At 33.2% G+C, this 24489-nt stretch carries 23 protein-coding genes and 2 pseudogenes; 12 read left to right on the top strand and 13 right to left on the bottom strand.

The genetic code is table 11. The annotated features are described in order from the left end of the window. Together MK119_RS22780 and MK119_RS22775 are read right to left on the bottom strand one after the other, a co-directional pair. Positions 1–395: pseudogene (locus MK119_RS22780) on the bottom strand (lytic transglycosylase domain-containing protein); the annotation flags it as partial. A 141-nt stretch (positions 396–536) separates the two neighbouring features. Next, entirely contained in the window at positions 537–1199 is a 663-nt protein-coding gene (locus MK119_RS22775; protein WP_290683767.1) for an alpha/beta hydrolase, read from the bottom strand. Positions 1200–1317: 118 nt separating this feature from the next. Here MK119_RS22775 and MK119_RS22770 point away from each other — a divergent pair, with 118 nt between their 5' ends. After that, a complete protein-coding gene (locus MK119_RS22770; protein WP_290683765.1) occupies positions 1318–1614 on the top strand; it encodes an N-acetyltransferase in 297 nt (98 codons plus the stop codon). A 57-nt stretch (positions 1615–1671) separates the two neighbouring features. Here the strand turns inward: MK119_RS22770 and MK119_RS22765 are convergent, their stop codons facing one another. The 4 genes from MK119_RS22765 to mtaB form a co-directional block, all read right to left on the bottom strand. Beyond that, positions 1672–2544, bottom strand: coding sequence for a DUF6438 domain-containing protein (locus MK119_RS22765; RefSeq protein WP_290683763.1), 873 nt, complete (start codon positions 2542–2544; stop codon positions 1672–1674). Between the two features lie 269 nt (positions 2545–2813). Beyond that, positions 2814–3026: a hypothetical protein gene (locus tag MK119_RS22760; RefSeq protein ID WP_290683761.1), complete on the bottom strand. Its 213-nt coding sequence runs from the start codon at positions 3024–3026 to the stop codon at positions 2814–2816. 33 nt (positions 3027–3059) lie between these two features. Further along, positions 3060–3302 carry a hypothetical protein gene (locus tag MK119_RS22755; RefSeq protein ID WP_290683759.1) on the bottom strand — a complete coding sequence of 81 codons (243 nt, stop codon included), beginning with the start codon at positions 3300–3302 and terminating at the stop codon, positions 3060–3062. A gap of 12 nt (positions 3303–3314) precedes the next feature. Continuing rightward, positions 3315–4652 carry a tRNA (N(6)-L-threonylcarbamoyladenosine(37)-C(2))-methylthiotransferase MtaB gene (gene mtaB, locus MK119_RS22750; RefSeq protein WP_290683757.1) on the bottom strand — a complete coding sequence of 446 codons (1338 nt, stop codon included), beginning with the start codon at positions 4650–4652 and terminating at the stop codon, positions 3315–3317. Between the two features lie 143 nt (positions 4653–4795). Between mtaB and MK119_RS22745 the strand changes: the two are divergent. The 3 genes and pseudogenes from MK119_RS22745 to MK119_RS22735 all read left to right on the top strand — a co-directional run bounded on the left by MK119_RS22745 (position 4796) and on the right by MK119_RS22735 (position 7114). After that, positions 4796–6412, top strand: a pseudogene (locus tag MK119_RS22745) (ABC transporter substrate-binding protein). Positions 6413–6486: 74 nt separating this feature from the next. Then, positions 6487–6762 carry a hypothetical protein gene (locus MK119_RS22740; protein ID WP_290683755.1) on the top strand — a complete coding sequence of 92 codons (276 nt, stop codon included), beginning with the start codon at positions 6487–6489 and terminating at the stop codon, positions 6760–6762. A 79-nt stretch (positions 6763–6841) separates the two neighbouring features. Continuing rightward, entirely contained in the window at positions 6842–7114 is a 273-nt protein-coding gene (locus MK119_RS22735; RefSeq protein WP_290683753.1) for a hypothetical protein, read from the top strand. 81 nt (positions 7115–7195) lie between these two features. Here MK119_RS22735 and MK119_RS22730 read toward each other — a convergent pair whose 3' ends face one another. The 3 genes from MK119_RS22730 to MK119_RS22720 form a co-directional block, all read right to left on the bottom strand. Further along, on the bottom strand, positions 7196–7429 hold the full coding sequence (locus MK119_RS22730) for a hypothetical protein (protein ID WP_290683751.1): 234 nt from the start codon (positions 7427–7429) through the stop codon (positions 7196–7198). A gap of 138 nt (positions 7430–7567) precedes the next feature. Further along, positions 7568–8743: a GlmU family protein gene (locus tag MK119_RS22725; RefSeq protein WP_290683749.1), complete on the bottom strand. Its 1176-nt coding sequence runs from the start codon at positions 8741–8743 to the stop codon at positions 7568–7570. A 123-nt stretch (positions 8744–8866) separates the two neighbouring features. Then, a complete protein-coding gene (locus MK119_RS22720; RefSeq protein ID WP_007094320.1) occupies positions 8867–9118 on the bottom strand; it encodes a type B 50S ribosomal protein L31 in 252 nt (83 codons plus the stop codon). Positions 9119–9261: 143 nt separating this feature from the next. Here MK119_RS22720 and MK119_RS22715 point away from each other — a divergent pair, with 143 nt between their 5' ends. Next, positions 9262–9774, top strand: coding sequence for a DUF4199 domain-containing protein (locus MK119_RS22715; RefSeq protein ID WP_290683745.1), 513 nt, complete (start codon positions 9262–9264; stop codon positions 9772–9774). Beyond that, positions 9771–10727, top strand: coding sequence for a glycosyltransferase family 2 protein (locus MK119_RS22710; RefSeq protein ID WP_290683743.1), 957 nt, complete (start codon positions 9771–9773; stop codon positions 10725–10727). Before MK119_RS22715 ends, MK119_RS22710 begins: the two co-directional genes overlap by 4 nt. Here MK119_RS22710 and MK119_RS22705 read toward each other — a convergent pair. Then, positions 10724–13402 (bottom strand): T9SS type B sorting domain-containing protein, encoded by a 2679-nt coding sequence (locus tag MK119_RS22705; RefSeq protein WP_290683741.1) that lies wholly within the window; start codon positions 13400–13402, stop codon positions 10724–10726. The genes MK119_RS22710 and MK119_RS22705 overlap by 4 nt on opposite strands. A gap of 67 nt (positions 13403–13469) precedes the next feature. Here MK119_RS22705 and MK119_RS22700 point away from each other — a divergent pair, with 67 nt between their 5' ends. From MK119_RS22700 to MK119_RS22675, 6 genes are all read left to right on the top strand, one after another. Next, a complete protein-coding gene (locus MK119_RS22700; RefSeq protein WP_290683739.1) occupies positions 13470–15194 on the top strand; it encodes a phospho-sugar mutase in 1725 nt (574 codons plus the stop codon). After that, the gene (locus MK119_RS22695) at positions 15195–17027 is read left to right on the top strand and encodes an ABC transporter ATP-binding protein (RefSeq protein ID WP_290683737.1); all 1833 of its coding nucleotides are present in this window, start codon (positions 15195–15197) and stop codon (positions 17025–17027) included. It begins immediately after the preceding gene. A 127-nt stretch (positions 17028–17154) separates the two neighbouring features. Next, positions 17155–17697, top strand: coding sequence for an RNA polymerase sigma factor (locus MK119_RS22690; RefSeq protein WP_290683735.1), 543 nt, complete (start codon positions 17155–17157; stop codon positions 17695–17697). 30 nt (positions 17698–17727) lie between these two features. Further along, the gene (locus tag MK119_RS22685; protein ID WP_290683733.1) at positions 17728–18267 is read left to right on the top strand and encodes a hypothetical protein; all 540 of its coding nucleotides are present in this window, start codon (positions 17728–17730) and stop codon (positions 18265–18267) included. Between the two features lie 3 nt (positions 18268–18270). Then, a complete protein-coding gene (locus MK119_RS22680) occupies positions 18271–18711 on the top strand; it encodes a hypothetical protein (RefSeq protein ID WP_290683731.1) in 441 nt (146 codons plus the stop codon). A 299-nt stretch (positions 18712–19010) separates the two neighbouring features. Continuing rightward, positions 19011–22103, top strand: a complete 3093-nt coding sequence (locus MK119_RS22675) for a hypothetical protein (protein WP_290683729.1) — start codon at positions 19011–19013, stop codon at positions 22101–22103. 8 nt (positions 22104–22111) lie between these two features. Here MK119_RS22675 and MK119_RS22670 read toward each other — a convergent pair whose 3' ends face one another. From MK119_RS22670 to MK119_RS24470, 3 genes are all read right to left on the bottom strand, one after another. Continuing rightward, a complete protein-coding gene (locus MK119_RS22670; RefSeq protein WP_290683727.1) occupies positions 22112–23170 on the bottom strand; it encodes an oxidoreductase in 1059 nt (352 codons plus the stop codon). Between the two features lie 3 nt (positions 23171–23173). Continuing rightward, a complete protein-coding gene (locus tag MK119_RS22665) occupies positions 23174–24187 on the bottom strand; it encodes a hypothetical protein (protein ID WP_290683725.1) in 1014 nt (337 codons plus the stop codon). A 146-nt stretch (positions 24188–24333) separates the two neighbouring features. Continuing rightward, positions 24334–24489, bottom strand: a 156-nt coding sequence (locus tag MK119_RS24470; protein ID WP_366512861.1) for a T9SS type A sorting domain-containing protein, incomplete at its 5' end; no start/stop codon positions are given.

The following is a 24489-nucleotide window of genomic DNA, read 5'->3' as shown; positions in this document are numbered from 1 at the left end:
AATCCGCTTTCAATGACTGCTAAGTATTTAAAGTCATCAGGAACTCCGTATTCTTTTAAAATTGGTTCTACGATAGGAAAGTACTTATTCGCACGTTTAAACAATAATAAACCATTTGATTGCCAATACGTGTTTACTAGCAATTCTCTGTCCATACGTTCTTTAATATCTGGCAAATGCAACGGTACTTTTTCGCCAGCAAACTCTAAGTTTTCAGGAACTTCTAGCGCATATACATTATAATCATTGGTGTCACCTGAAGTTTTTTCTGCTTCTTGTGTTGCAACTTCTTCGTTTTCTGCTGTCATCGTTGGATCTTGTTGTACAGCATTCATCAATAAAACTCCGAGGAATATTAATCCTAAAAAAGCAAATCCATTTTTAATTTTGCGCATGGTATCTTGTTTTAAAATTTTCGTTAACTTACTATTAGTGTGATTGTAAAAATGGTCGGATAGGGATTACAAAAATAACAAACTGATTTAGAATCATCCTGCTATTTGGTGTAATTTGTTGTTAAGTTAGGGAAAGTTTTTTTATTCTTTAATCAATCTTGGTAAATTTTCATTGAACCATTTGAATTTGTTAAGCACCATGATATGAGTGCCTCCTTTAATGGAAAAACAGTCGGAAATATGCTGAATCGGAAATACCAAATCTTTATCACCATTGATATGAATGGTATTTGGCAGCGGTTTTTCTTGATTCCAATTGACAATTTGCGCTATAGACCAGTCTATGTAGTTTTTATCACGAACGGAAAGGTATTCTTCATACAAGTCTATACGTTTGGTTGCCAAATCGCCAAAAGCAAATTTACGCAATACTTCTATATTATTGACCAATCCTGTAGGTAAGAGTTTGTATGCTTTGGTAGCGCGTGCAAATTTCATTCTACGCGGCAATTCGTGCTTTGTTTTTACACTTGATATCACAAAAATCTTTTTCACATTGATATGTCGTGCCATTTCTTGAACTAGAATTCCTCCGAAAGAAACACCGACTAGAATAACGTTATCATGCTTCACTTTTTCTGCCATTCTTGATGCATAATGCGCTAAAGTTTCGTTTTTTTCTGGCAGAAACCACTCTAAATAATGGACTTCAAATTCTTCTTCTGGTAGTACAATGTGCTTGAATATTGTAGGATTGGCAGCCATTCCGGGCATAAAATAAACTTGTATTTTACTTACATTCATACAGATAGTGACATTAAAAACTCGGAAATCTACTCTAAATTTCTTATCTTTGCAAAGTTAAATCAACATTTCTTCTAAATACACCACTTTTTTAAGATTAATTTAAAATTAAACTGCTATGGACAATGCAATTGTTATCAATGATAACGAATTTTTACGTCAATTTGAACACAAAACGAATCACGGAATTGCTAAGATTGAGTATTCATTACAAGAACGTAAAATATTTTTAACGAAATTAATCGTTCCTGAGGAGCTTGACGATGTAGATTTTAAGAATGCATTTATCAAAACTGTTCTCGATAGTATTCAAGAGCGAAATTTGAGAGTCGTACCAACTAGTCCAAAGATTGCTAGTTTTTTACGCAAAAACAAACAGTATAAAGATTTATTGCCTGTAGGCGTACGAATTTAAAAAAGTAAAAGCGAACTAAGAAGTTCGCTTTTTTTTATGTCCAAATGTCTGTTTATTCTAGTTTTGTTTTAACTTATGTAAAGCTTCTATTGCCTGCGCCTCTACTTTTTCAAGCAATGCCTTCAGTTCTTTTGGCGCATTGTATTTGTAACGAATCTGAATCTTTTTTTCTTTATACGTCAGATATGTATTCTGTAAATCCATAATTTTTTCATCTTCATATTTGTCTTGGTGACTCATGAAGTTTGACTCTTCAAAGTCTTTGAACAATGATTTTGATTTACTTGTCGCCAACTTTACTGTATGATTTCCTTGCACTTGCGCATTGAACTTCCCTGTATAATACACAGTTCCATCTTCATAAAACTTCATATAAAACTCTTCGCAATTTCCTTTGCATGGCGATTTGTACAATTCAATATAAGATCCTTTTGGAATGCTATTACTTGTATTTTGCGTATTAAGATTTGGTGATACCACAAGTGTAGTTGTTTCTTCAGCTTGTCGTATTTGTGCTTCACTAAGCTTACTTTTTGATGAAGTGTTCACTTTTATAAAGGTAATTTCGACAATACCCGAAGATAAAATCACTTTATCCTTGGTTTGGTTTATTTTTGAAACTTTATATAATGCATTTACAACTGCTCTTGAAAAATCAGAGTCACAACACATTTCCGTACAACCAATATCATTGAGTTTAATTTTGTTTTTTCCTTTGATCGTATACGTTCCAAAACAACTATTCGCATCTAACTGTAAAGAAAAGTCTGTTTTACTTTTTACCGTCAAAACCACATCGTTTGTAACTTTGACTAACGTTCCATTTGTTTTAAGTTCCGTTACTTTCCATGAACTCCCAATAAATTCTTTGGTAGAAGCATCACAACTTATTAGCGTTAAAACTAGTATAGAGAGTAGTGTTGTTTTCATCTGGGCGTTTTTAATTAATTCTTACTGATAAATATAAGTATCTATTTGTAATTGATAGATACAGATATCTTTATATTTGCACGAATCGTACCAAAGACATACAAAAACGACAAAGTGGTTATTTACTTAAGTTTCAAAAAACCGCTTCTAAAGTAGATTTTCATATTATTTCTCACCTTATCAAGTTGTGATGATTTTCCTTCTTGAAAAGTGGTTGACATTGTGTAAAAGTCAGCACTTTTAAACTCCACATATCCATAGATGATCTGTTACTTTTCTGGATCAGGAATTTCAGACAGTACAATTTTTGTATCAGTACAAGGCACTTCTAACCTAAAAATAAAATCATCATTTTTAGTGTATGTATACATTGGAGTATCATCTGAACTTAACAGATGATACAATGTTGCTTTGTCGTCTTTAATCTGAATATCAAACCCCAATCCTTCAAATAACCCAAAAGCCCCATCGATCCTAAGCATACCTTCATGCCAATAGTAAAACGGTTTAAAAAGCTATTTCTTGGAAAAATCTGTAGTCGTCATTTTTAAATTATCGTTTACATAGTTTTCTATATACACGCTATTATTATAGGTTTCCACGTCTTTTGCATAAGAAGTTGACTCTGATAGTTCTTCTATATATTTTTCTACTTCATTTTTAATACTTGGATCAATGGTAAAGCCTATACCATTTTCTTGTTTGCTCGAACGGGATATAAATAATGCAACAAAAAGGAATAATACTGTGTATTTCATATTATTTTTTTTCTAACTAAACGCCACAGTTTCGTCTACAAAATCAAAACGAACCATACCATCATCGTCAATTTTTGTTAAACTAACTTTATGAAGCGTATTGACCAATTCTGGATTCCAAGGTGCTTTTACTTTTACATAATTTTCCGTAAATCCATGAATGTAGCCTTCTTTGTTTTCTCCTTCAAATAAAACAGTTTTTGTCTTTCCTATTTGACTTTCATAGAATGCTCTACGTTTTTTAACAGACAAACCACGCAACATTTTACTGCGCTTTTTACGTGCGTTTTGCGGAACAACACCTTCCATTTCAGCAGCCACTGTATTTTGACGTTCAGAATATGTAAATACGTGCAAGTATGAAATATTTAACTCCGCTAAAAAGTTAAAGGTTTCTAAAAATAATTCGTCCGTTTCCCCTGGAAATCCTACAATTACATCTACGCCAATACAAGCGTCTGGCATTACTTCTTTTATTTGTGTGACACGATCTATATATAACTCACGCATGTAACGACGTCGCATCAAACGCAATAAAGTATTGCTTCCACTTTGCAAAGGAATATGAAAATGTGGCACGAAGGTTTTGCTCTTTGATACAAAATCAATCGTTTCATTTTTTAGCAAGTTTGGCTCAATTGAAGAAATTCGCAAACGTTCAATTCCTTCCACTTTATCCAAGGCTTGCACCAATTCTAAGAAAGTATGTTCGTGTTTTTTGTTTCCAAATTCGCCTTTTCCGTAATCACCAATATTCACACCTGTCAATACAATTTCTTTGATGTCTTGCTCAGAGATTTCTTTGGCATTCTTTAAAACATTTTCGAGTGTGTCACTTCTAGAAATTCCTCTTGCTAACGGAATGGTGCAATACGTACATTTATAATCACATCCATCTTGCACTTTTAAGAACGCACGAGTACGATCACCAATAGAATAACTTCCTACATAAAAATCAGCATCTTCAATTTCACAAGAGTGTACTTCTCCAAAATCATTTTTTGAAAGATCATTGATATAATCAGTGATTTTGAATTTTTCTGTCGCTCCAAGCACCAAATCTACACCATCTACAGCAGCTAATTCTTCTGGTTTTAATTGCGCATAACAACCTACAGCCGCTACAAACGCATCAGGATTTACTTTTTGCGCCTGTTTTACTATAGTTTTAAAGCGTTTATCAGCATTTTCAGTAACACTACATGTGTTTATCACATAAATATCAGCTTCTTCTGAAAAATCTACTTTATCAAATCCTTCATCTTGAAAGTTTCGTGCAATTGTAGAAGTTTCTGAAAAATTCAGTTTGCAACCTAGCGTGTAAAAAGCGACTCTTTTTCTATCGTTCATTCCTGTACTTTTCTACCAAAACGGTAGTGATTTGTGTTTTTATTATGTACTTTTAAAACCTGTAGTAAGATACCTAAAAAATACGCTCATAGAGGTAAAAGCTTGCAAATTTACAATTAATTCAGAATATGATAAAATTAACAATGCAACATTTTAAATTGATACTCAAGCACATATCAATTCTTTGTTTATTGTTGATTGATATTTCGTGCCAACAAAACACTTCAGAAAGTAGAGATCATTTAGTTTTTCGCTATAACGAGCATGCAAATATTACTTCTTTAGACCCTGCTTTTGCAAAAGATCAACGTAATATTTGGGCAGTTCATCAGCTGTTTAATGGTTTGGTGGAAATGGACTCTGATTTGAATGTTATTCCTGCTATCGCTACTTCTTGGGAAGTGTCTGATGATGCATTGACGTATATTTTCACTTTGCGTGAAGATGTAAAATTTCATGAACATGAGTTGTTTGGAAAAGATCGTACACGAACTGTGAATGCGTATGATTTTGAATATAGCTTTGGGCGAATTTTAGACGATAAATAAGCTTCTAGCGGACGCTGGATTTTTAAAAGTGTGGAAAGCTTTAAAGCCTTGGGTGCAAAAACCTTTCAAATTCAGTTAAAACAGCCATTTCCTGCTTTTTTAAGTTTGCTTACGATGAAATATTGCTCGGTAGTTCCTAAAGAAATTGTGGAGCATTATGGCAATGATTTCAGAGCAAATCCGATTGGAACAGGTCCTTTTCAATTTAAAATTTGGGAAGAAAATACCAAACTCGTTTTACGCAGAAATCCGAATTATTTTGAAAAAGATGCTTCTGGAGAAAATTTACCATATTTGGAAGCTATTGCCATTACTTTTTTACCAGACAAACAAAGTGAGTTTTTACAGTTTGTTCAAGGAAATATAGACTTTTTAAATTCGCTCGATCCTTCGTATCAGGATGAAATTTTGGATGCAGCTGGACAATTACGTTCAACTTACACTGAAGATGTGAATATGATTTCTGGCCCATATTTAAACACCGAATATTTAGGTATTTTTATTGGCGATAGCACCAATATCTCCAGTCATCATTTGTTGCGAAAAGCTATGAATTATAGTTTTGATCGTAAAAAGATGATAACGTATTTACGAAGTGGAATTGGAACACCTGCAATTCATGGTTTTATTCCAAAAGGATTACCTGGTTTTGACAATATCAAAGGATTTGAGTACGAACCTGAACTCGCGAAAAAATTAGTCAATCAATACATACAAGAAACAGGAAATACTTCTCCCGAAGTTGCCATTACTACTAATGGACAATATTTGAATTTTTGCGAATATATTCAGCGAGAGCTGGAAAAAACAGGTATTAAAGCCAGTGTAAATGTCATTCCTGCTTCTACCATTCGAGAACTACGATCAAAAGGAGAATTGCCAATTTTTAGAGCTAGTTGGATTGCCGATTATCCAGATGCTGAAAATTATTTATCTCTTTTTTACAGTAAAAACTTCGCTCCTAACGGTCCAAATTACACACATTTTAAAAATGTACAGTTTGACGAATGGTACGAAACCGCTTTACGAGAAACCAACGCGGATGTACGCGCACAATTGTACACTAAGATGGATTCGTTACTCATTTCAGAAGCACCATTAATCCCGTTATATTACGATCAAGTAGTACGATTTACGCAAAAAAATGTACAAGGCTTGGGCATTAATGCTCAAAATCTGCTAGAGCTCAAACGCGTTAAAAAAACCCACTAATTGTTTCAAATGTAACATTTTCCTTTCTTTTCATACTGATATAGTATATATGTTCAATTTAAAAGAAAGAGATTATGGGATCAGGAGCAGCATTTCACGTCCACGGAGATTTATATAGAACTAGGGAAAGACGTAACAAACGAAACCCTTTCGCTAAAGAACGACTTTACTATAAAGATTATAAAAGAAAAGATATATCTCCTAAAATTACAGAGATACAATTAAGCGCTATTCGAGAAAAAATTAAGAAACAAAATCGCAAAGAGCGAGATAAGTTAATTATCTCTTTTATTATAGCAATTCCGATAACAATTATGCTTATTTCAGGTTTCTTGAAATATGCTTTCTAAGTTTTCTTTAGAAGTATTGATTTACAATTCCTATGTATATCAATTAAAAACAAGTATTAACCTTTAAAAACACTGTATTATGTCTGGTTTTTTATCACTCGCTAACAGTATTATACGTAATAATAAACGCAAACGCATCAATAAATTTGATCGTATTGAACCGTATATTGTCGTAGAATCGTCTTCTAAGCCGACATACAAAAAAGCGTCTCAACATTTATTACATAAAATTAAACGTCGTATGCAGCAAGAAAATCGTCAATTGCATCGTAAAACTATTGTTGTGTTTTCAATTGTAGGTTGTATTCTTGCTACTTTAATGTATTACTTTTTGTTTGTCTATCAAGTATAAGTTTAAAAATACATCATAAAAAACAAGCCGTTACTAAAAAAGTAACGGCTTTTATATGTAGCGTGTTTACTAAGTTATTTTTTATCTTTCCAAAAAAATTTCGTCTTCCAATTTTCCTATATCTGAGATTTTAGATTTGTTTTGTTCTATCTCTAAATATTCCTTATGCCACTTTCGTTTCAGCAATTGATAAACTCCCCAACAACAAAGAGCTGCCACAGGAATAAAGATAAGTGTTAGTTGAAGGTCACTAAAGCTTTGAAGCGGATTGAACCCTTGAAAATCTGCATACAATCCTAAAGAGAATGCCTGCAAAAAAAGCTCCTCCGTAATTGACTACAATACCAATAACACCATAAACCCATGCAAGCTTTTGCTTGTATTTTTGTGCCAATTGATAATAAAGCTTCCATATCAGTACTAGAATTACAATTTCAAGCATAATAATTTTATCTAGTCTTTACGCCATTTTTTAGTGTCTTCAAAAACCTGTGTTAAGATGGCTTCATCTTCCGAAGTAAATTCTACATTCCTTCTTGCCATCACAACTTTGGCTACTTCAAAGGCTTTTTTAGTTAGATAGGTCGTAAATCCGCTTGCGCCGCCCCAACTATAACTTGGCACAAAATTTCTTGGGAAACCTGAACCAAATATATTTGCATTTACACCTACAACAGTTCCCGTATTGAACATCGTATTGATACCACATTTACTGTGATCGCCCATCATAAGTCCGCAGAATTGCAATCCAGTTTTTGCAAAGTTTTCAGTTTCATAGCTCCACAAACGCACTTGAGCATAGTTATTTTTTAGGTTTGAATTGTTACTATCAGCACCAATATTGCACCATTCGCCTAAGACAGAATTCCCTAAAAATCCATCATGTCCTTTGTTAGAATAGCCCATTAATACAGAATTATTCACTTCTCCTCCAACTTTACAATACGGACCTAAAGTTGTTGCTCCGTAAATCTTAGCAGAAAGTTTTAGCACTGAGTTTTCACACATTGCCAATGCACCACGCACTACACAACCTTCCATGATTTCGGCATTTTTGCCTATATAAATTGGCCCTGAACTTGCATTGAGCGTACAAAAGTTAAGCTTTGCTCCTTCTTCAATAAAAATATTTTCGGGAGCAATTACATTTACGGTCGCTGGAATTGGTTGCGATGTTCTATCCTTTGTAATCAAATCGAAATCCGCTTGAACAGCTTCTGCATTTTTTGAGAAAATGTCCCAAGTATTTTCAATTCGCAAACATTCTTCTGCATAAGAAATAATTTCGTAGATATCGAAATCTACCTCATCTTGCTGATCTGTTGTATGAAATGCTATAATTTCATCATCTGAAAAAACGGCTTGTTTTTCAGTCAAACCCTGAATTAATGCTACTAATTCAGCATTTGGCAAAAAAGAAGCATTGATCATCACATTTTCTTCCAACTCTACCATTGGATATTTTTCTGATAAATATTCTTCTGTGATTGTTGTTGTGGTTCCACCTAAATGAGCTTCCCACTTTTCTCGAATTGTTAAGATTCCAACGCGTATATCGGCAACGGGTTTTGTGTATGTAAATGGTAATAATGCGTTACGTACGGTTCCATCAAAGAGAATGTAGTTCATGTTTGCTGAATTTTTGTAAATGTAAAAAAAGCTTTGCGTTTGTAAATACGATTGCAGTTATTTTTCAAAAAAAAATGTCTTTCAGTTTCCTGAAAGACATTTTGTACTGTGTGATCAAAATTCTTATTTCTTGAATTTTGCGTATTTGTTTTTGAACTTATCAATACGTCCTGCTGTATCTACTAACTTAGACTTACCAGTATAATAAGGATGTGAAGTTCTTGAAATTTCTAATTTGTATAGTGGATACTCAGTACCATCAACTTCGATAGTCTCTTTTGTATCTACTGTAGACTTCGTAAGAAATACATCATTGTTAGACATATCTTTAAAAGCTACTACTCTATAATTTTCTGGATGTATACCTTGTTTCATCTTTGTAATCTTTTATAACTTTCTCAATTTTCGAGGTGCAAATTTAATTATTATTTCTGAATGTGCAACATTAAAATAAAAATATTTTTGATATTTTCTAAGCTTGAATTTCTATATTTGTGTCCTACATAAAATTCGTTTTCATGTTTTCAAAAACATCTCATTTCGGAATCGCACTTGGATGTATCCTAATTGCTTCTTTTATTTTGCAATATAAACTAAATGTTCATACAGATCCACAAAATGTGTATTCTTTAGCAATGTTTCCAGTAATGGCAATATTCATGATTTTAGCAATCATCAGAGTAAGCCGTAATGGAGAACCTTTTTCTATTAGAGAAGGTTTAAAAACTGGAATTGGTGTCATCCTTTTAGGAAGTTTAATGCTTTGGATTTACATCATTATTCACGCTTCTTATATTGAACCTGATTTTGTAGATAAATTAGCTGTAGTTGCCGAAAATGATTTGCGAAAGAACAGCGACTTTACAGATGAAAAAATTCAAGAAAGTATCGCGTTCTTAAAAGACAACTTTAAATTCGCTATTTTTATTGAAAACGTTTTTAAAAGTTTATTAAGCGGATTTTTCTTTTCTTTACTAGCATCTTTAGCTATTAAGTCAAAGATATTTGCAAACCCTAAGAATCCTGTATGAATATATCTGTAGTTATACCACTACTTAACGAAGAAGAATCGTTAGAAGAATTGCATGCTTGGGTTTACCGTGTCATGGAAGCGCATCAATTTACGTATGAAATTCTTTTTATTGATGATGGAAGTACCGATAATTCTTGGAAAATTATTCATGAACTTTCTCAAAAAAACACAGAAGTAAAAGGTATTCGTTTTTTGCAAAATTATGGAAAGTCGCAAGCCTTACACGCTGGCTTTAAGGAAGCTTCTGGTGATGTTGTCATTACTATGGATGCAGATTTACAAGATAGTCCAGATGAAATTCCTGAATTGTATAAATTAATTACAGAGAAGAAATTTGATTTGGTTTCTGGCTGGAAAAAGAAACGTTATGATTCCGTAATTGCTAAAAATATCCCTTCAAAACTATTTAATTGGGCAGCAAGACGCACTTCTGGATTAAAATTACACGATTTTAACTGCGGTTTAAAGGCCTATAAAAATATTGTAGTAAAGAATGTTGATGTGTATGGAGAAATGCACAGATACATTCCTGTATTAGCTAAAAATGCAGGTTTCCAAAATATTGGTGAAAAAGTAGTACAACATCAAGCCCGCAAGTACGGAAAAACAAAGTTTGGCTACGATCGTTTTATCAATGGTTTTTTAGATTTGATTACGATTTGGTTTTTGTCTAAATTCGGAAAACGTCCCATGCATTTGTTTGGTGCACTTGGCGTAATTATGTTCTTTATAGGATTTGCGGCTGCAGGCTATATTGGTATTATGAAATTGTACAAACTAGCGTATGGTTTGAAAGCAATTCTTGTCACAGACAATCCTTGGTTTTATATTTCATTATCCACTATGATTATTGGAACACAGTTTTTCTTAGCTGGTTTTTTAGGCGAAATTGTCTTGCGAAGTAAACGCGATAAGGAACGCTATAATATTAGTGAAACTGAGAATCTTTAACGCTTCAATGTCACATTTCCTTTAATTATTCTACCGCTTTCCAAGGTTAGTTTATACCAATAATCACCCGATGGTAATGGTACGCCTTTGTAGGTTCCATCCCATTCACTATCTGCTTTGATATAGTTTAAGTTTTTCCCATAACGATCGTACAATTCTATAGTGGCGTTTGGATAATATTCTTTTTGCAACAATTGCCACGTATCATTGATATTATCTCCATTTGGCGTAAAGAATTTTGGAAATCCACCAACTAAAATAGTTTCTGCTGCGGCATTACATTCTCCACGTCGTACAATTACATCATATACGCCAGGATACAAGTTTACAAACTCGTTTGATGTTGAAAATGAATTTCCGCCATTAACAGAATAACTTATATTTTCAGGTTCGGTATCGGGAGTCAGTATAATTTTAACCGTATTGACATCTTGAAAATCTTGAATATCTATACGTTCAATCGTCAATGGTGGTTCCGAAATTACCGTATAATTTACTTCTTTTTCACAACCAACACTATTGGTCACAATTACCGTATATGTTCCAGTTTCTGTTACCATAATTGAAGGCGTTGTTTCATTTGTAGACCATAAATAACTTGAAAAAGATTCTTCAAAAGCTAATTCTACAGCAGAACCTTCATCTCCACACAAAAGTGCTTGTTGATCTTCTACCGCAGGTTGAGCAACAATATTTAATGCTACACTTCCTATAAAACCACAATTGCTTCCGTACGAAACTCTAAAAAACAATTCACTGGTAGTATTTACATCTATAAATGAAAAATCATTTAGTTGATTTTCTAACAGTAATGCATCATCTCTAGTTGGATAGACACTAATCGTAGCATCAGGAAAATCATCTCCTAACGAAGCTTCTATTTGTGAAATGGAGATATTTGTATCATCCACTTCACACACTTCAATAGTATCATATACGCCCAAATTACTACCTGAGTTTACACTTAATCGTACTTGTGTAATCGTGTAACAATCTACATATGTAAACACACGCGCATATATTATTTGATTATTCACTGTATTTGCATATGAATCGTTTGTAATGATATTTTCATTCATTTGCGCATCATTCAAGCTCTCAAAAAACATGACATCAATATTAGTATTGCCATTGTCTTCTTCAATCACTGTAATGGCTTCTTGCAAATTGAACACAGACAAACCATCACTATCATTATCATCAACATCGCATTGCTCAATTGTAAATAAATGTGCAATATTTGGTATTTCTTTAATAACTACAATCTCTGTAAATAGTTGATTTGGCGCATTTGAATACGAAACATCAGCTGTAACGGTAAATGCGCCTGCACTTGAAAACACGTGCGACGTAGAAATTGCTGTAGCTGTGTTAGCGCTTCCAGAAGCAGGATCGCCAAAATTCCAGTTTATGCCAGTAATTGTATTTTCAGAAGTAACTGTAAAGGTCGTTTGATCGCCTAAACAGAAATTTTCAATAGTGGCAATACTTTTAAAATATGATTGTACAGAAGCGGGCAATCCAAAACGAGCAAAATTAGTTCCCAAATTAACACTTTGAAAATCAAATCCGCAAGCTGCTCCTAACAGATTAGGTGTGTTAATCGTAGATAATCTAGAAGCTGGTAAAGAATGATATATACGCTTATCTAACCCTAATTGCAAGCTTCCTGCCAAAGACGGTGTTACTTGTGCGGCTTGATAGTTGTGTACAATGTATTTTGTGTTAGGAATATTTGATGCTGTAACATCATATTGTTGTATTTGAATATTTGACAATGTGCTGGTTGAAAAAAACTTTCCTGAAGCATATAATCGTGTAGAATTTGAAGAAAACTCTACTCCATAAAAAGTAATGTCATCTGCTAAAAACTGTCCGTTACTCACAGATCCTGTTGTGCTGTTAAAATCATACAGATATAACGAACCTGCTTGTTCTGGTTCAAACAGTGTATGTGCAATGGCTAACTTTTGTCCATCAGGAGAAATTTTCATGTTTCCTCTGATATTTCGATAATCAGAAACTACATTCGACGTATTCGAAACAATAGGAATTGCATTTATGCCAGCCGTAGTAACTTTAAATGCATAGAACTGAGAATTTCGATGTGTAACTACCCAATAATTTCCATCAGAACTAAGTGATGCCGTTACTTTTTCTGAACCATTGGTCATCAAATTCACATTTTTAGTCGTCACATTTCCCATTCCGCCGCTGAGCGACATGTCAACAACAGAATAGTTAAATCCATTACTCGGTCCAGTTCCATTTCCAGTATAAGCATCTACCACATCAGTGGTAAAAATATAATAGAGATTGGGATTGCCTGGATTTGGAATAATAATACAAGATTGTGTACTTGATAAACTTCCTACCAAATCGGTCCCATTAGGCATAATTTGATGCATACGGTTCCAAACAGTCACACCATCTGTATAAAATAACAGTGATCCATTGGCATCAGAAATTGTTGAGCATCCTTCTAAGGTGTTTACTTGTCCCGTATCTAAACTTGTAGGAATCCCTGAATTAAAGTTTAAACCTGCGTTTACACCGAAAAACCAATGGGCGGCTTCTCGTTGTGCTTGTACCGAGACAATGGAAAATAGAAGTATGCAAAAAAATTTAGGGGATTTTTTTTCATAGCGGTATAATCGGTAATTAAAGTTATTCAAAATATTTTAACTATCAAAATAGAAACCCGAATGAATTCATTATTTTTGTTACTTAAAAGACCTATAAATGACAAAGATTGACGCTAAAATCTTGGATAAAGCTTCTGCATGGCTGACTCCAGTTTTCGACACTGATACACAAGCAAAAGTTCAAAAACTTATAGATACAAATCCTAAAGAATTAACCGAAAGCTTTTACACTGATTTAGCTTTTGGAACTGGTGGAATGCGAGGGGTTATGGGACCAGGTTCTAACAGGATTAATAAGTATACTCTTGGAAAAAATACGCAAGGATTGAGTAATTATCTCAAAAAAACATACATAAATCAACAATTAAAAGTTGCTATTGCATACGATTGTAGACATAATAGTAAGTCTCTAGCTCAAGTGGTTGCCAATGTATTTTCTGCTAATGGTATTGAAGTGTATTTGTTTTCAGATTTGCGTCCAACGCCAGAATTATCGTTTGCCGTAAAATATTTAGATTGTCATTGCGGAATAGTATTAACAGCTTCACACAATCCACCAGAATACAATGGTTATAAAGTATACCGGACTGATGGTGGACAGATTGTTCCTCCACAAGACGGTGAAATCATTAATGAAATTAATCAGTTAGATTTTGCGCAAATTCAGTTTGATGCAAATGATACTTTGATTCATTTAGTAGATACCGATGTTGACGAGGCGTTTATCAATGCTAGTGTTGCAAATGCAGATTTCAAAGCAGAAAACAAAGACGATTTAACGATTGTTTTTACTTCACTTCATGGTACTTCTATTACGATGATTCCAGAAGTTTTAAAACGTGCAGGTTATGACAATGTACATATCGTACAAGAGCAAGCAACTCCTGATGGAGACTTTCCAACAGTAGCATCACCAAACCCTGAGGAACCAGAAGCCTTGGAAATGGCATTACAATTAGCCGAAAAAACCAATGCTGATATTGTGATTGGAACCGATCCTGATAGTGATCGTTTGGGAATTGCGGTACGTGATTTGGAAGGAAATATGATTTTGTTGAATGGAAATCAAACCATGGTTGTGATGACAGATTTCTTGTTGCAACAATGGAAAAATACAAACAGAATTAACGGAAAGCAATTCATAGGTTCTACAATTGTATCAACACCTATGATGACAGCGTTAGGGAATGCGTACGATGTAGAGTGCAAAATTGGGCTAACTGGTTTTAAATGGATTGCCAAAATGATCAAAGACTTCCCTGATTTGGATTTTATTGGAGGTGGCGAAGAAAGCTTTGGATTCATGACAGGAGCATTTGTACGTGACAAAGATGCAGTTACGGCTGCATTATTGGCATGCGAAATTGCAGCACAAACAAAAGCCAATGGAAGCTCTTTTTATGCTTCTTTGATTGACATGTATGTTACTCATGGTTTTTACAAAGAAAAGTTGATTTCTTTGGTGAAGAAAGGAATCGATGGTGCCGCTGAAATCAAGCAAACCATGATTGATTTACGTGAAAACCCACTCACTACTATTGATGGTTCAAAAGTAGTTCGTATTGAGGATTATCAAACCTCTACTATGACTAATATGGAGACAGGTTCAACATCCGAAATTACAATCCCGAAGTCAAATGTTTTGATTTACTACACGGCTGATGGCACTAAAATTGCAGCACGACCTAGTGGTACAGAACCAAAAATTAAATTCTACTTTAGTGTAAATCTGCCTTTAACAAACAAAGCAGACTTTTTGAAGGTAGAAAATGAACTCGATGCAAAAATTGAACGCATCTTGGAAGAAATGAAATTAGACTAGATGGATTACATAAAAAAACTATCTCATTATATTATTCCTTATAAGAGGTACGCGTATTTAAATATATTCTTCAATATTTTATATGCTTTATTTGGAACACTTTCTTTTGTTTCATTAATGCCAATGTTAAAAGTTTTATTAAAAACTTCTGAACGCATTACAATTGAACCAATCAGAGAAAATTATGAAGGAATTCGAGGATATGGTGACTATTTGAATGATTATTTAAATTTCTTTATCACACAAAAAGTAGAAACTGACGGACAATATTCAGTACTTATTTTGATGATTATTATTGTTATTTCTACGTTTTTATTAAAAAATGCCGCAGGTTATTTTTCAAATTTCTTTTTAGCATATTTAAGAAATGGGATTTTAAAAGACATTCGTAATAATCTTTATCATAAAGTAACTACATTACCTATTTCCTATTTTTCAGAAAAAAGAAAAGGTGATATAATAGCCAGAATTTCTGGAGATGTCAATGAAATTCAAAATTCCTTATTGGCTATTTTAGAATTATTAGTCAGAGAACCATTGACGATACTTTTTACCATAATTGTCATGTTCTCCATAAGTTCTAAACTTACATTATTTGTTTTTCTTTTCATTCCTATTTCTGGTTTTATAATTTCCAAAATTGGAAAAAGCTTAAAAAAACATTCAGATCGTGTACAAAAAGAAAATGGAGTCTTTCTTTCTATTCTAGATGAGACTTTGAATGGTCTAAAAGTAATCAAAGGCTTTAATGCTGAAAAACATTTCAATAACGCATTCAATACTTCTACAAAAAAGCTCTACAAGTATTCCAACAATTTAGCACATAGACAAAATTTAGCTTCTCCTACTAGTGAATTCTTAGGAATTGTTGTGATTGCTATTATCTTGCTATATGGAGGAAAATTGGTTTTGATAGATAAAATTATGACTCCAGACCAATTTATCACATATATGGCTTTGGCTTATAATATTTTAACACCTGCAAAGGCAATTAGTAAAGCCAGCTATAAAGTAAAAGCGGGAAATGCTTCTGCGGATCGTGTATTAGAAATTCTCGGTACAGAGTCTCCAATTACAGATATTCCTAATTCCATTAACAAAGAAGATTTTACTTCTGAAGTAGTACTTAATAATATTTCTTTTAAATATGAAGAAGAGTTTGTTCTTAGAAACTTTTCACTAAAAGTTCCAAAAGGAAAAACGGTAGCATTAGTTGGGCAATCTGGAAGTGGAAAAAGTACCATTGCCAATCTAGTAACACGTTTTTATGATGTAAATGAAGGAAGTATTGAAATTGACGGTGATAACATTAAATCGCTCACCAAATCTTCGTTACGTGATTTAATGGGACTTGTTACACAAGATTCTATTTTATTTAATGATACCATTCGTAACAATGTAAAACTTGGAAAACAAGACGCAACTGACGAACAAGTGATAGAAGCATTAAAAATTGCCAATGCCTGGGAATTTGTAAAAGACTTACCTGAATTACTCGATCATAATGTGGGAGATTCTGGAGGAAAACTTTCTGGTGGACAAAAACAACGTTTAAGTATTGCCAGGGCTGTGTTAAAGAATCCTCCAATTATGATTCTGGACGAAGCTACTTCTGCGCTAGACACCGAAAGTGAACGTTTGGTGCAGGTTGCTTTGGAAAATATGATGAAGAATAGAACTTCTATTGTCATTGCACATAGATTATCTACTATCCAAAATGCTGACTTAATTGTAGTAATGCAAAAAGGTGAAATTGTAGAGCAAGGTACACATGAAGAGTTGATTAGTAATAATCATGTGTATTCAAAGTTGGTTCAAATGCAGACGATTTAAGTTAAATCTGAAATCGCCACATGTTTCATTATACTTTAAAATCAGCCAGTTGTATTTTATTATGTTTTTTTTATCTTTAGATTAAACCTTTATTCTATTCATTAGTCTTAGAATAAAACAAACACAATTGAACGTCTTAGAAACAAGCCTCATAGATGATTTAAAAAACCCGCAAACGCAAGAAAAAGCGTTTCGTCAACTTGTATCCTCATACAAAGAGCGTTTGTATTGGCATATTCGAAGAATGGTAACGAGTCATGATGATGCTGATGATGTACTTCAAAATACATTTATTAAAGTTTTTAGAAGTATTCACAATTTTAAAGGCGATAGCAAGTTGTATTCTTGGATGTATCGAATTGCGACAAACGAGTCGATTACTTTTATAAATCAACGCGCAAAGAAAGCTGGTATTTCTTCAGAAGAATTGCAAGAACAATTGGTGAATAACTTAACAGCAGATGTATATTTTGAAGGTGATGAAATTCAATTGAAATTACAAAAAGCCATTGCAACATTACCTCAGAAACAACAGATTGTGTTTAACATGAAGTATTTTGATGATTTGAAATATAATGAAATGAGCGAGATTTTAGATACTTCTGTTGGAGCATTGAAAGCTTCATATCATCACGCAGTAAAAAAAATAGAAACTTTTTTAACCGATTAAACCTTTTATATAAATTAGCGTCTAACTATTGTGAAAAATAACGAATTACATAACAACAATACAGGATTCAATACTCCAAAAGAGTACTTTAACTCGTTTGAAGATCGTCTTTTTGAGCGTATGAACACCAAGTCTGTGATTCCAAAAGAAACAAGTTTTCAAACACCTGATGCTTATTTTGATAGTTTAGAAGATTCGCTTTCAAAAGAATTATTTGGTACAGAAGAAACATCAAAGGTTATTCCGCTACAGCGTAAAAGAGATTATTTAAAATACATAAGTTATGCAGCAGCGGCATGCATTTTACTTTTTGTAGCGATAAACTTAATAAATATTGGACCTGATATCAATCCTGATGGGTTAGCACTTGAAAAGATAGAAGATAGTGAGATCAACGAGTTTATCGAAAATGATTTGATTGCATTGAATAATTATGATTTAGTTGATGTTTATGAAGAGGAAAATGTAGATATTACCACTACTTTTGAAGTAGACTTAGACGAAACAGACACGATAGATTACATAGAAAATACAATAGATCCTTACGATTTGTTAACCGAACAACAATAAAAGATGAAAAAATACATTACTATACTACTCGTTTGTTTTGGGCTTTTTACAGCAACAGCTCAAAGAGGTGGCGGAAAAGAAAAGATAAAGAAGCTTAAAATTGCGTATTTTACGGAAAATTTAGATTTATCTGAGAAAGAAGCACAACAATTTTGGCCAGTATACAATGCCTATGATGATAAAAATCATGAATTGCGCGTTGCTGGATTAAATAAGATAAAAAAAGAAGTAAGTTCAAATACAAACATTTCGGAAAAAGAAGCTTCTGACATTTTAGATAGAATACAATCTATTGAAAAACAAGTGTATGAAAACAGAGTTGATTTAGTTAATAAACTACGAAAATTTCTACCTGCTACAAAAATCATTCGTTTGAAAAAAGCAGAACATGAATTCAATAGAAAATTAATGAAACAGTTTCGCAAAAGACGCGGTAAAAATTGATCAATGTCCTAAAAAACCTAGAATATTTATATTCAAAACCTAAACATTGATTAGAAAAGAGCACTTCCCTCAAAAGAAATGCTCTTTTTGTTTTTAAACCTTTTTTAAAAAACTCAGTCTAAATAATATAGCATATCAACAAGTGATGAATATATCACTGTTTATAATTTTTTGGTGATTGGTTGAAAGGAGCATTTTTAGTGCTCCTTTTCCTATTCCTACTGCAACTAAAAAAATACATACTCATAAGTATTTTTATTTTGAAAATTCATTTGTAGCTTTAGGAAAAATCAACATCGATGAATCTTACCAATAAAAATCAATTCAATTCTTTTAGACATTTTGAGCGCCATAATGCTCCAAAATTGCATGTGATCGTATTTGTCATCTTAAGTATTCTTATGATTGTTTGTGGAAAAATGTTTCACATCTACGATTGGGTAACGCATCCACAATTTACACAGGAAGAAGTTACAAAGACTTGGTTTATGGACCATACCAGCATTTATCAGCAATCTGTATTTATTTTATTCTTCATCTTTGATTTTATCTGGGCTTTCCTCCTATTTTATATTGTTGGAAAATATGTGCACAGCAAAGCCACAAAGCATAATATAAAAATTGCTTTTAAGCTATTTTTGATACTCGCCAGTTTAGCATACACATTTGATTGCATTGAGAATTTCTATTATTTGTGGAACAAAGAATATCCCAAAACCATTGTAACTATTAAAATTACCTTTTATGCAGCTACATTTCTTATGGCACTGCTCATCTGGATGCGTTTTTCGTTAAAAAACAGATTGGTATTACTAAAAGAATTTGTGTATTCATCTTGGATTAGCTTACTGTTTCTATTCATCATTGGACTTTCTTTGCCAAAAGCACCACAAATGAATTCAATTATTGTAGACTTGTATTACCATCCATATTGGTTTGTTTTGGTATTATTACTCGCTTTTGCTCCTATTTATTGCATTGTACTTTCTCACTATCCAAACTATTTCTTGCTTTCTAAATCCAATCGGAAGTTTCAAGACAAAGACTGGCGCATTGCCAAAATATTTAGCATTTTTGGAATTATATGGTATAAAAATAAAGACACCAAAAGTGATCCTAAAAGCATAGCTTATGAGAGTAATTTGAGTTTTTTACGTCGTATCATTGGTGTATTCTTTTATGCAGCTTTGTTTTATATGGTTGCGTATACAGCAGATACAAACTTTGATTTTGGCGTACAACTAAGCGGATTTGTTCGGTTGTTAATTGTAGGATTAATTGTATGGCTATATATATTAAAAAACCAAAAAGATCAATGGCGTTTGTATTACAAACATGGTTTGCATGAAGCAAAAGATTCTGGCTATGATCTTTATATGCAAGGAAACAAAAAACAAAAAATCAATAATCCTATTCACACGTATGTAATTGTTTTAATTATAACACTGTTAGCACATTTTGCCTTGCTATTTTTATTGATTTGGTCAGAACATCCATACAATTATACGACGGTTATATTAAGCTTAGTTTGTATTACGCTTCAAGCCATCACTTACACGTATTATCGTACGTTTAGAACCATGTTTAAGTATTCATTTTTCAATAAAGATAATGATGCTGTTATCAATAGTTTTCCATTGATGTATGATGAAAAAGATCCGCGTTCACTTGAAGAAAAGAAGGAAGCTATTATTCAAATGTTTGAAAAGAACAACTATTTTGGACAAAGCAAGTTTTTCAAAAAACTATCCAAATTAAGTATTGGAAATTTGAGTCTAGGCGCTGCAAGTAATAATATTATCTTTTTAAAAGTGATTTCCTATTTTGGATTTGCTAATTTACTATTCTTTATCGCATTAAATATTTGGCCAACCTACGCCATGAATGTAAATGCAATTATCATTATTCTTTCAGCTTTTTTCTTATTATATGGAATTGTGGTCGTGATTTTGAAGCATTTTATGTATTACAATTTGTCCGATGAAGATTTTGCTAAAAAACACAAATCAAACTTCCGTTTTGTAGTGTATGTAGCTGTTCTTGGCTTAGTTGTCTTGAACTTCCTATCAAAAAACAACAATCTATTTGAGTTAAAACAAATAGAAGAAACGGTTACAACAGATAAAATCAACTTAAAAAAATATATTCAAAATTTACCAGACACACGCTATTATATTGGTTGCTATGGCGGAGGAATGAAAGCCAATGCGTGGACAATGACTGTATTGAATGCCTTGGATAAAGATGGCACATTGTATGACAAAACCGTATGTTTATCTGGTGCATCTGGCGGAACCATTGGCTTGATTAATTATTCTGCTATTAAACATAAAAATGATGATCTAAAGTTTCGAGATTCCATTATTCGAAAAATTGGCACAGAGAATATTTTATCGATGGATTTAGCACATTTGTTAGGTCGCGATTGGCTTTTGCATGTTTTAGCACCTGCAAATCTAATAGGAATGGATCGATCTACAGCTGCGATGTGGACGTATGCACAGTATGCAAATGATGATATTTCGCATAGCGAATTTAACACAACTTCCTACCGACAGCTGTGGTATACTATGTATAAAAAACGAAATCAGCGCTTTCCAATATTGATTAGTAACACAACCAATATTAGAGGACGGCAAGGAATGGCAGTTTCGATTCCTATGGAAAAAAGTCATGCGAAATCGGTACTGTATTTAGGCGCGAATGATATTTTGGAATTGGGAAATAATAAAACCTTGAGTTTTTATAATGCAGCTTCCACAACCAATCGTTTTCCGCTGATCAGTCCAGCTGCTACCATTGAAGGTAAAGGACAATATAATGATGGAGGAATTTATGAAAATTCTGGGTTACTATCTGCTTACAAATTGTATGAAGCTATTAATGAAATTGATGCGACAGCAAAAGACAAAAAAACGGTGTTTATCAATATCATTAATGATAAATCTGCCTATATTAAATTCGTGATGGATGCTGTGATGGCTGAATGTAATGGTGGCATTATTAATAAATCTAGTGAAATTTCTGCCATTTTAAACTCTGTTGCGGCCACCGAAATGTTTCCTGGTTATGTAAAAGACAAACTCAAGCTTTTAGATGATAAATACGACCATTTCACCTATGAAAGCATCTACTTGCCTCACAAATTTGATTTAGGCGATGTACGCGCTATGTATGGACAAAAAGTTAAAGATACACTTTGTGTAGAACGCATTGCTTCCATCATTCAAAAAAACAATAGTTATATAAAAAGTTTAATGGAAGGTTGCTCTGCTGAAACTAATACGATTATTGAACCCGAAATGAGTCGCGTTATGGCTGTTCCTGCCTTTGACTTTATGCAGTATATGTTAAAGCATGATAGCGTAAAAAGTGTGTTGGAGCGATTGTAGAATAGTATTTATTTAAACAACAATTTCGCAATACGATGTTTTCCTGCAGCATAGGCTGTAGAGTCATTGATAAATTTGATGGTATAAAAACCTTCATCTGATAAGTGTTTCCAGGTATTTCCAGAATCGTTGGAATAATCAATACCTTTAAAACCAACCGCCACTAATTCTTTGGCGTTACTGTTTGGTAAGTATTGCACACAACTTCTATATCCTGGATTTGTATTTGCTGCTACCAATTCCCAAGTTTTTCCACCATCAGATGTTCTGATTTTGTTGGCTTCATTGATATCTGCTTTGCTATAATCGCCACCTATGGCAAATCCGTTTTGTGCATCGTAAAAGTCAACAGAATACATTCCTGTAGTTTCAACTCCTTGTACAATTGGTGTTTCATACACTTTCCAAGTCTTTCCTTTATCAGCAGAATATAGAATTCTACTCGCTTTTCCTCCTGTTGCAATCCAAGTTTCATCTCCCACAATGGCAATATTGGTATTACTTGCCGCAAAAGCAGCTTCTCCTTCTTTTACTTTCGGCAATAGATCACATGGCAGTTTTTCCCATGAATCACCTCCATCACGTGTAATAATTATGCTGATACAATCGTCTGTTGGATCGCCCATAGCAATACCTTCTTTGGTATTCCAAAAAGCAATCGCATCATAAAACACTTTTTCATGAACTTCTTTATATACCAATTTCACGGTTCCATCACCAGAAACTTTATATAACAAAGCAGGATTCACAATACTGATCCCATACGTTGTATTGTTGATATGCGCTACTGCTCGAAAACTTATATCCAAATAATCAGGAGCTTTTTCTTTGAGCAAATTTGTATGTTGATGCGTGGTTGCATTATAATGTGCCAAAGTCGTTTTGTTTCCTCCATACACCAAATCATTGTTTGGCGTTACTGCAATGGCTCTTATGCTCACAGAATCATTGAAAACGGGTGTAATTTCTACTTTCGAAAATGGTTTCCTTTCAGGTAGTTTCTGTTTTTGTTGTTTCGCACAAGAAAAAAACAACAAAATGAAAAAAAACGAAAATACAGTACGCATACGCTAAGATTTTTTAGAAGGCAAGAACGATTTACCAACGGCACGAATGGAAATCACATTGAGTGGAAATTCCATAAAAACATGCACAAAGCTTAAGAATAAAAGCAAGGTAAATCCAATCTTATAATTATAATAATACAACGCCACAGAAGTGATCCATAACAATGCAATGATAATCGATCGTTTTTGTGTTAATTTTTTGTGCCAGCCTATTACAGAAGTTTTAGAGAACCAATTTAGGTAATGATAGGTATATGCAAAGGCAATAAAGATTTGAATTTTGATGAATGCATTTCCTTCATATGCGAGTGCATTTCCTTCACTCAAACCAATGGCTTCAGAGATTTTTGTATTTAAAACCATCATATTATTGTTATTATAAATCTCTTGCGTATCAATTCCCAAAATATAATCTATGGGATTCACGGATAGAAAAATGATGCATAATGGAATGGCAAACATTAAGATGATATTGAAGTAGCCGATTCTACTCTTTGACTTTAAATTCCCATACCACATAAACATGATGGTAAAAAAGTACACATGAATTACGGTTGGGAGAAAAACGCCAATTATCAAATGATAGAAAGGTACACTATGAAATAAAAACGCCAATATTACACTCACAAATAATGCTACATACTGACTGGATTTACTTTTAAATACCGTAAATATGATTGCTGCCATGATCGAAAGAAACAAGCATGCATCAAAGTACGGTGGTAACTCTCTTGTAATGTAGAGCACAGCTTTCGAATTTTGAACTGATTCGGGCGCAAAGACATATACCAACGAAGGCAAAGAAACCAGAAAAGCCGCAACCACAATCAGATAGATCCAGAGTTTACTGGCTACAAAATATTTTTTATCACGAATCCAATTGATTTCTGTTAAATAGTGCAACGGTCCGAGAACGGCATAGGCAAATAAAAAGAGTTCAAAAGGCAACCAATAGGCAAACAGAAGTGATATCACTATCAACCCTGTATTGAGGAGGTCTACATTTTCTGTTTTCATATATATTGTGGTTAGGCTGGTATCATTTTATGAATATCTGTGATATCAACTTTATGCTGAAGAGATCACTGTGGTCTAAAAATAAAAAAAGCTTCGTAGACTACGAAGCTTTTTCCTTGTATTTTAAGAATTGATCTTTTTTTAGATTATTCAACAATCATTTTCTTAGTATCTACTTTCTTACCATCAACATATAATGTGTAATAGTACATACCAGAAGCTAAATTTCTTGTATTGATATTTAATTCCTGATCTCCTTTTTGATCTAAATCAACTGTAGAAATTACTTGTCCAGCTGTGTT

This window comes from Kordia sp. (assembly GCF_022447245.1).
In the GTDB taxonomy this organism is placed as follows: Bacteria; Bacteroidota; Bacteroidia; order Flavobacteriales; family Flavobacteriaceae; genus Kordia.
The sequence above is the reverse complement of the archived record's forward strand: the minus strand, read 5'-3'. Positions and strand labels throughout refer to the sequence as shown.

Bases quoted from the DNA above. Each gene is read 5' to 3' on its own strand.
- MK119_RS22665 (WP_290683725.1), bottom strand. From the start codon at position 24,187: ATGAAAACAGAAAATGTAGACCTCCTCAATACAGGGTTGATAGTGATA.
- MK119_RS22760 (WP_290683761.1), bottom strand. From the start codon at position 3,026: ATGCTTAGGATCGATGGGGCTTTTGGGTTATTTGAAGGATTGGGGTTT.
- MK119_RS22740 (WP_290683755.1), top strand. From the start codon at position 6,487: ATGGGATCAGGAGCAGCATTTCACGTCCACGGAGATTTATATAGAACT.
- MK119_RS22765 (WP_290683763.1), bottom strand. From the start codon at position 2,544: ATGAAAACAACACTACTCTCTATACTAGTTTTAACGCTAATAAGTTGT.
- MK119_RS22700 (WP_290683739.1), top strand. From the start codon at position 13,470: ATGACAAAGATTGACGCTAAAATCTTGGATAAAGCTTCTGCATGGCTG.
- MK119_RS22680 (WP_290683731.1), top strand. From the start codon at position 18,271: ATGAAAAAATACATTACTATACTACTCGTTTGTTTTGGGCTTTTTACA.
- MK119_RS22770 (WP_290683765.1), top strand. From the start codon at position 1,318: ATGGACAATGCAATTGTTATCAATGATAACGAATTTTTACGTCAATTT.
- MK119_RS22725 (WP_290683749.1), bottom strand. From the start codon at position 8,743: ATGAACTACATTCTCTTTGATGGAACCGTACGTAACGCATTATTACCA.
- mtaB (WP_290683757.1), bottom strand. From the start codon at position 4,652: ATGAACGATAGAAAAAGAGTCGCTTTTTACACGCTAGGTTGCAAACTG.
- MK119_RS22710 (WP_290683743.1), top strand. From the start codon at position 9,771: ATGAATATATCTGTAGTTATACCACTACTTAACGAAGAAGAATCGTTA.
- MK119_RS22735 (WP_290683753.1), top strand. From the start codon at position 6,842: ATGTCTGGTTTTTTATCACTCGCTAACAGTATTATACGTAATAATAAA.
- MK119_RS22695 (WP_290683737.1), top strand. From the start codon at position 15,195: ATGGATTACATAAAAAAACTATCTCATTATATTATTCCTTATAAGAGG.
- MK119_RS22675 (WP_290683729.1), top strand. From the start codon at position 19,011: ATGAATCTTACCAATAAAAATCAATTCAATTCTTTTAGACATTTTGAG.
- MK119_RS22755 (WP_290683759.1), bottom strand. From the start codon at position 3,302: ATGAAATACACAGTATTATTCCTTTTTGTTGCATTATTTATATCCCGT.
- MK119_RS22670 (WP_290683727.1), bottom strand. From the start codon at position 23,170: ATGCGTACTGTATTTTCGTTTTTTTTCATTTTGTTGTTTTTTTCTTGT.
- MK119_RS22720 (WP_007094320.1), bottom strand. From the start codon at position 9,118: ATGAAACAAGGTATACATCCAGAAAATTATAGAGTAGTAGCTTTTAAA.
- MK119_RS22775 (WP_290683767.1), bottom strand. From the start codon at position 1,199: ATGAATGTAAGTAAAATACAAGTTTATTTTATGCCCGGAATGGCTGCC.
- MK119_RS22715 (WP_290683745.1), top strand. From the start codon at position 9,262: ATGTTTTCAAAAACATCTCATTTCGGAATCGCACTTGGATGTATCCTA.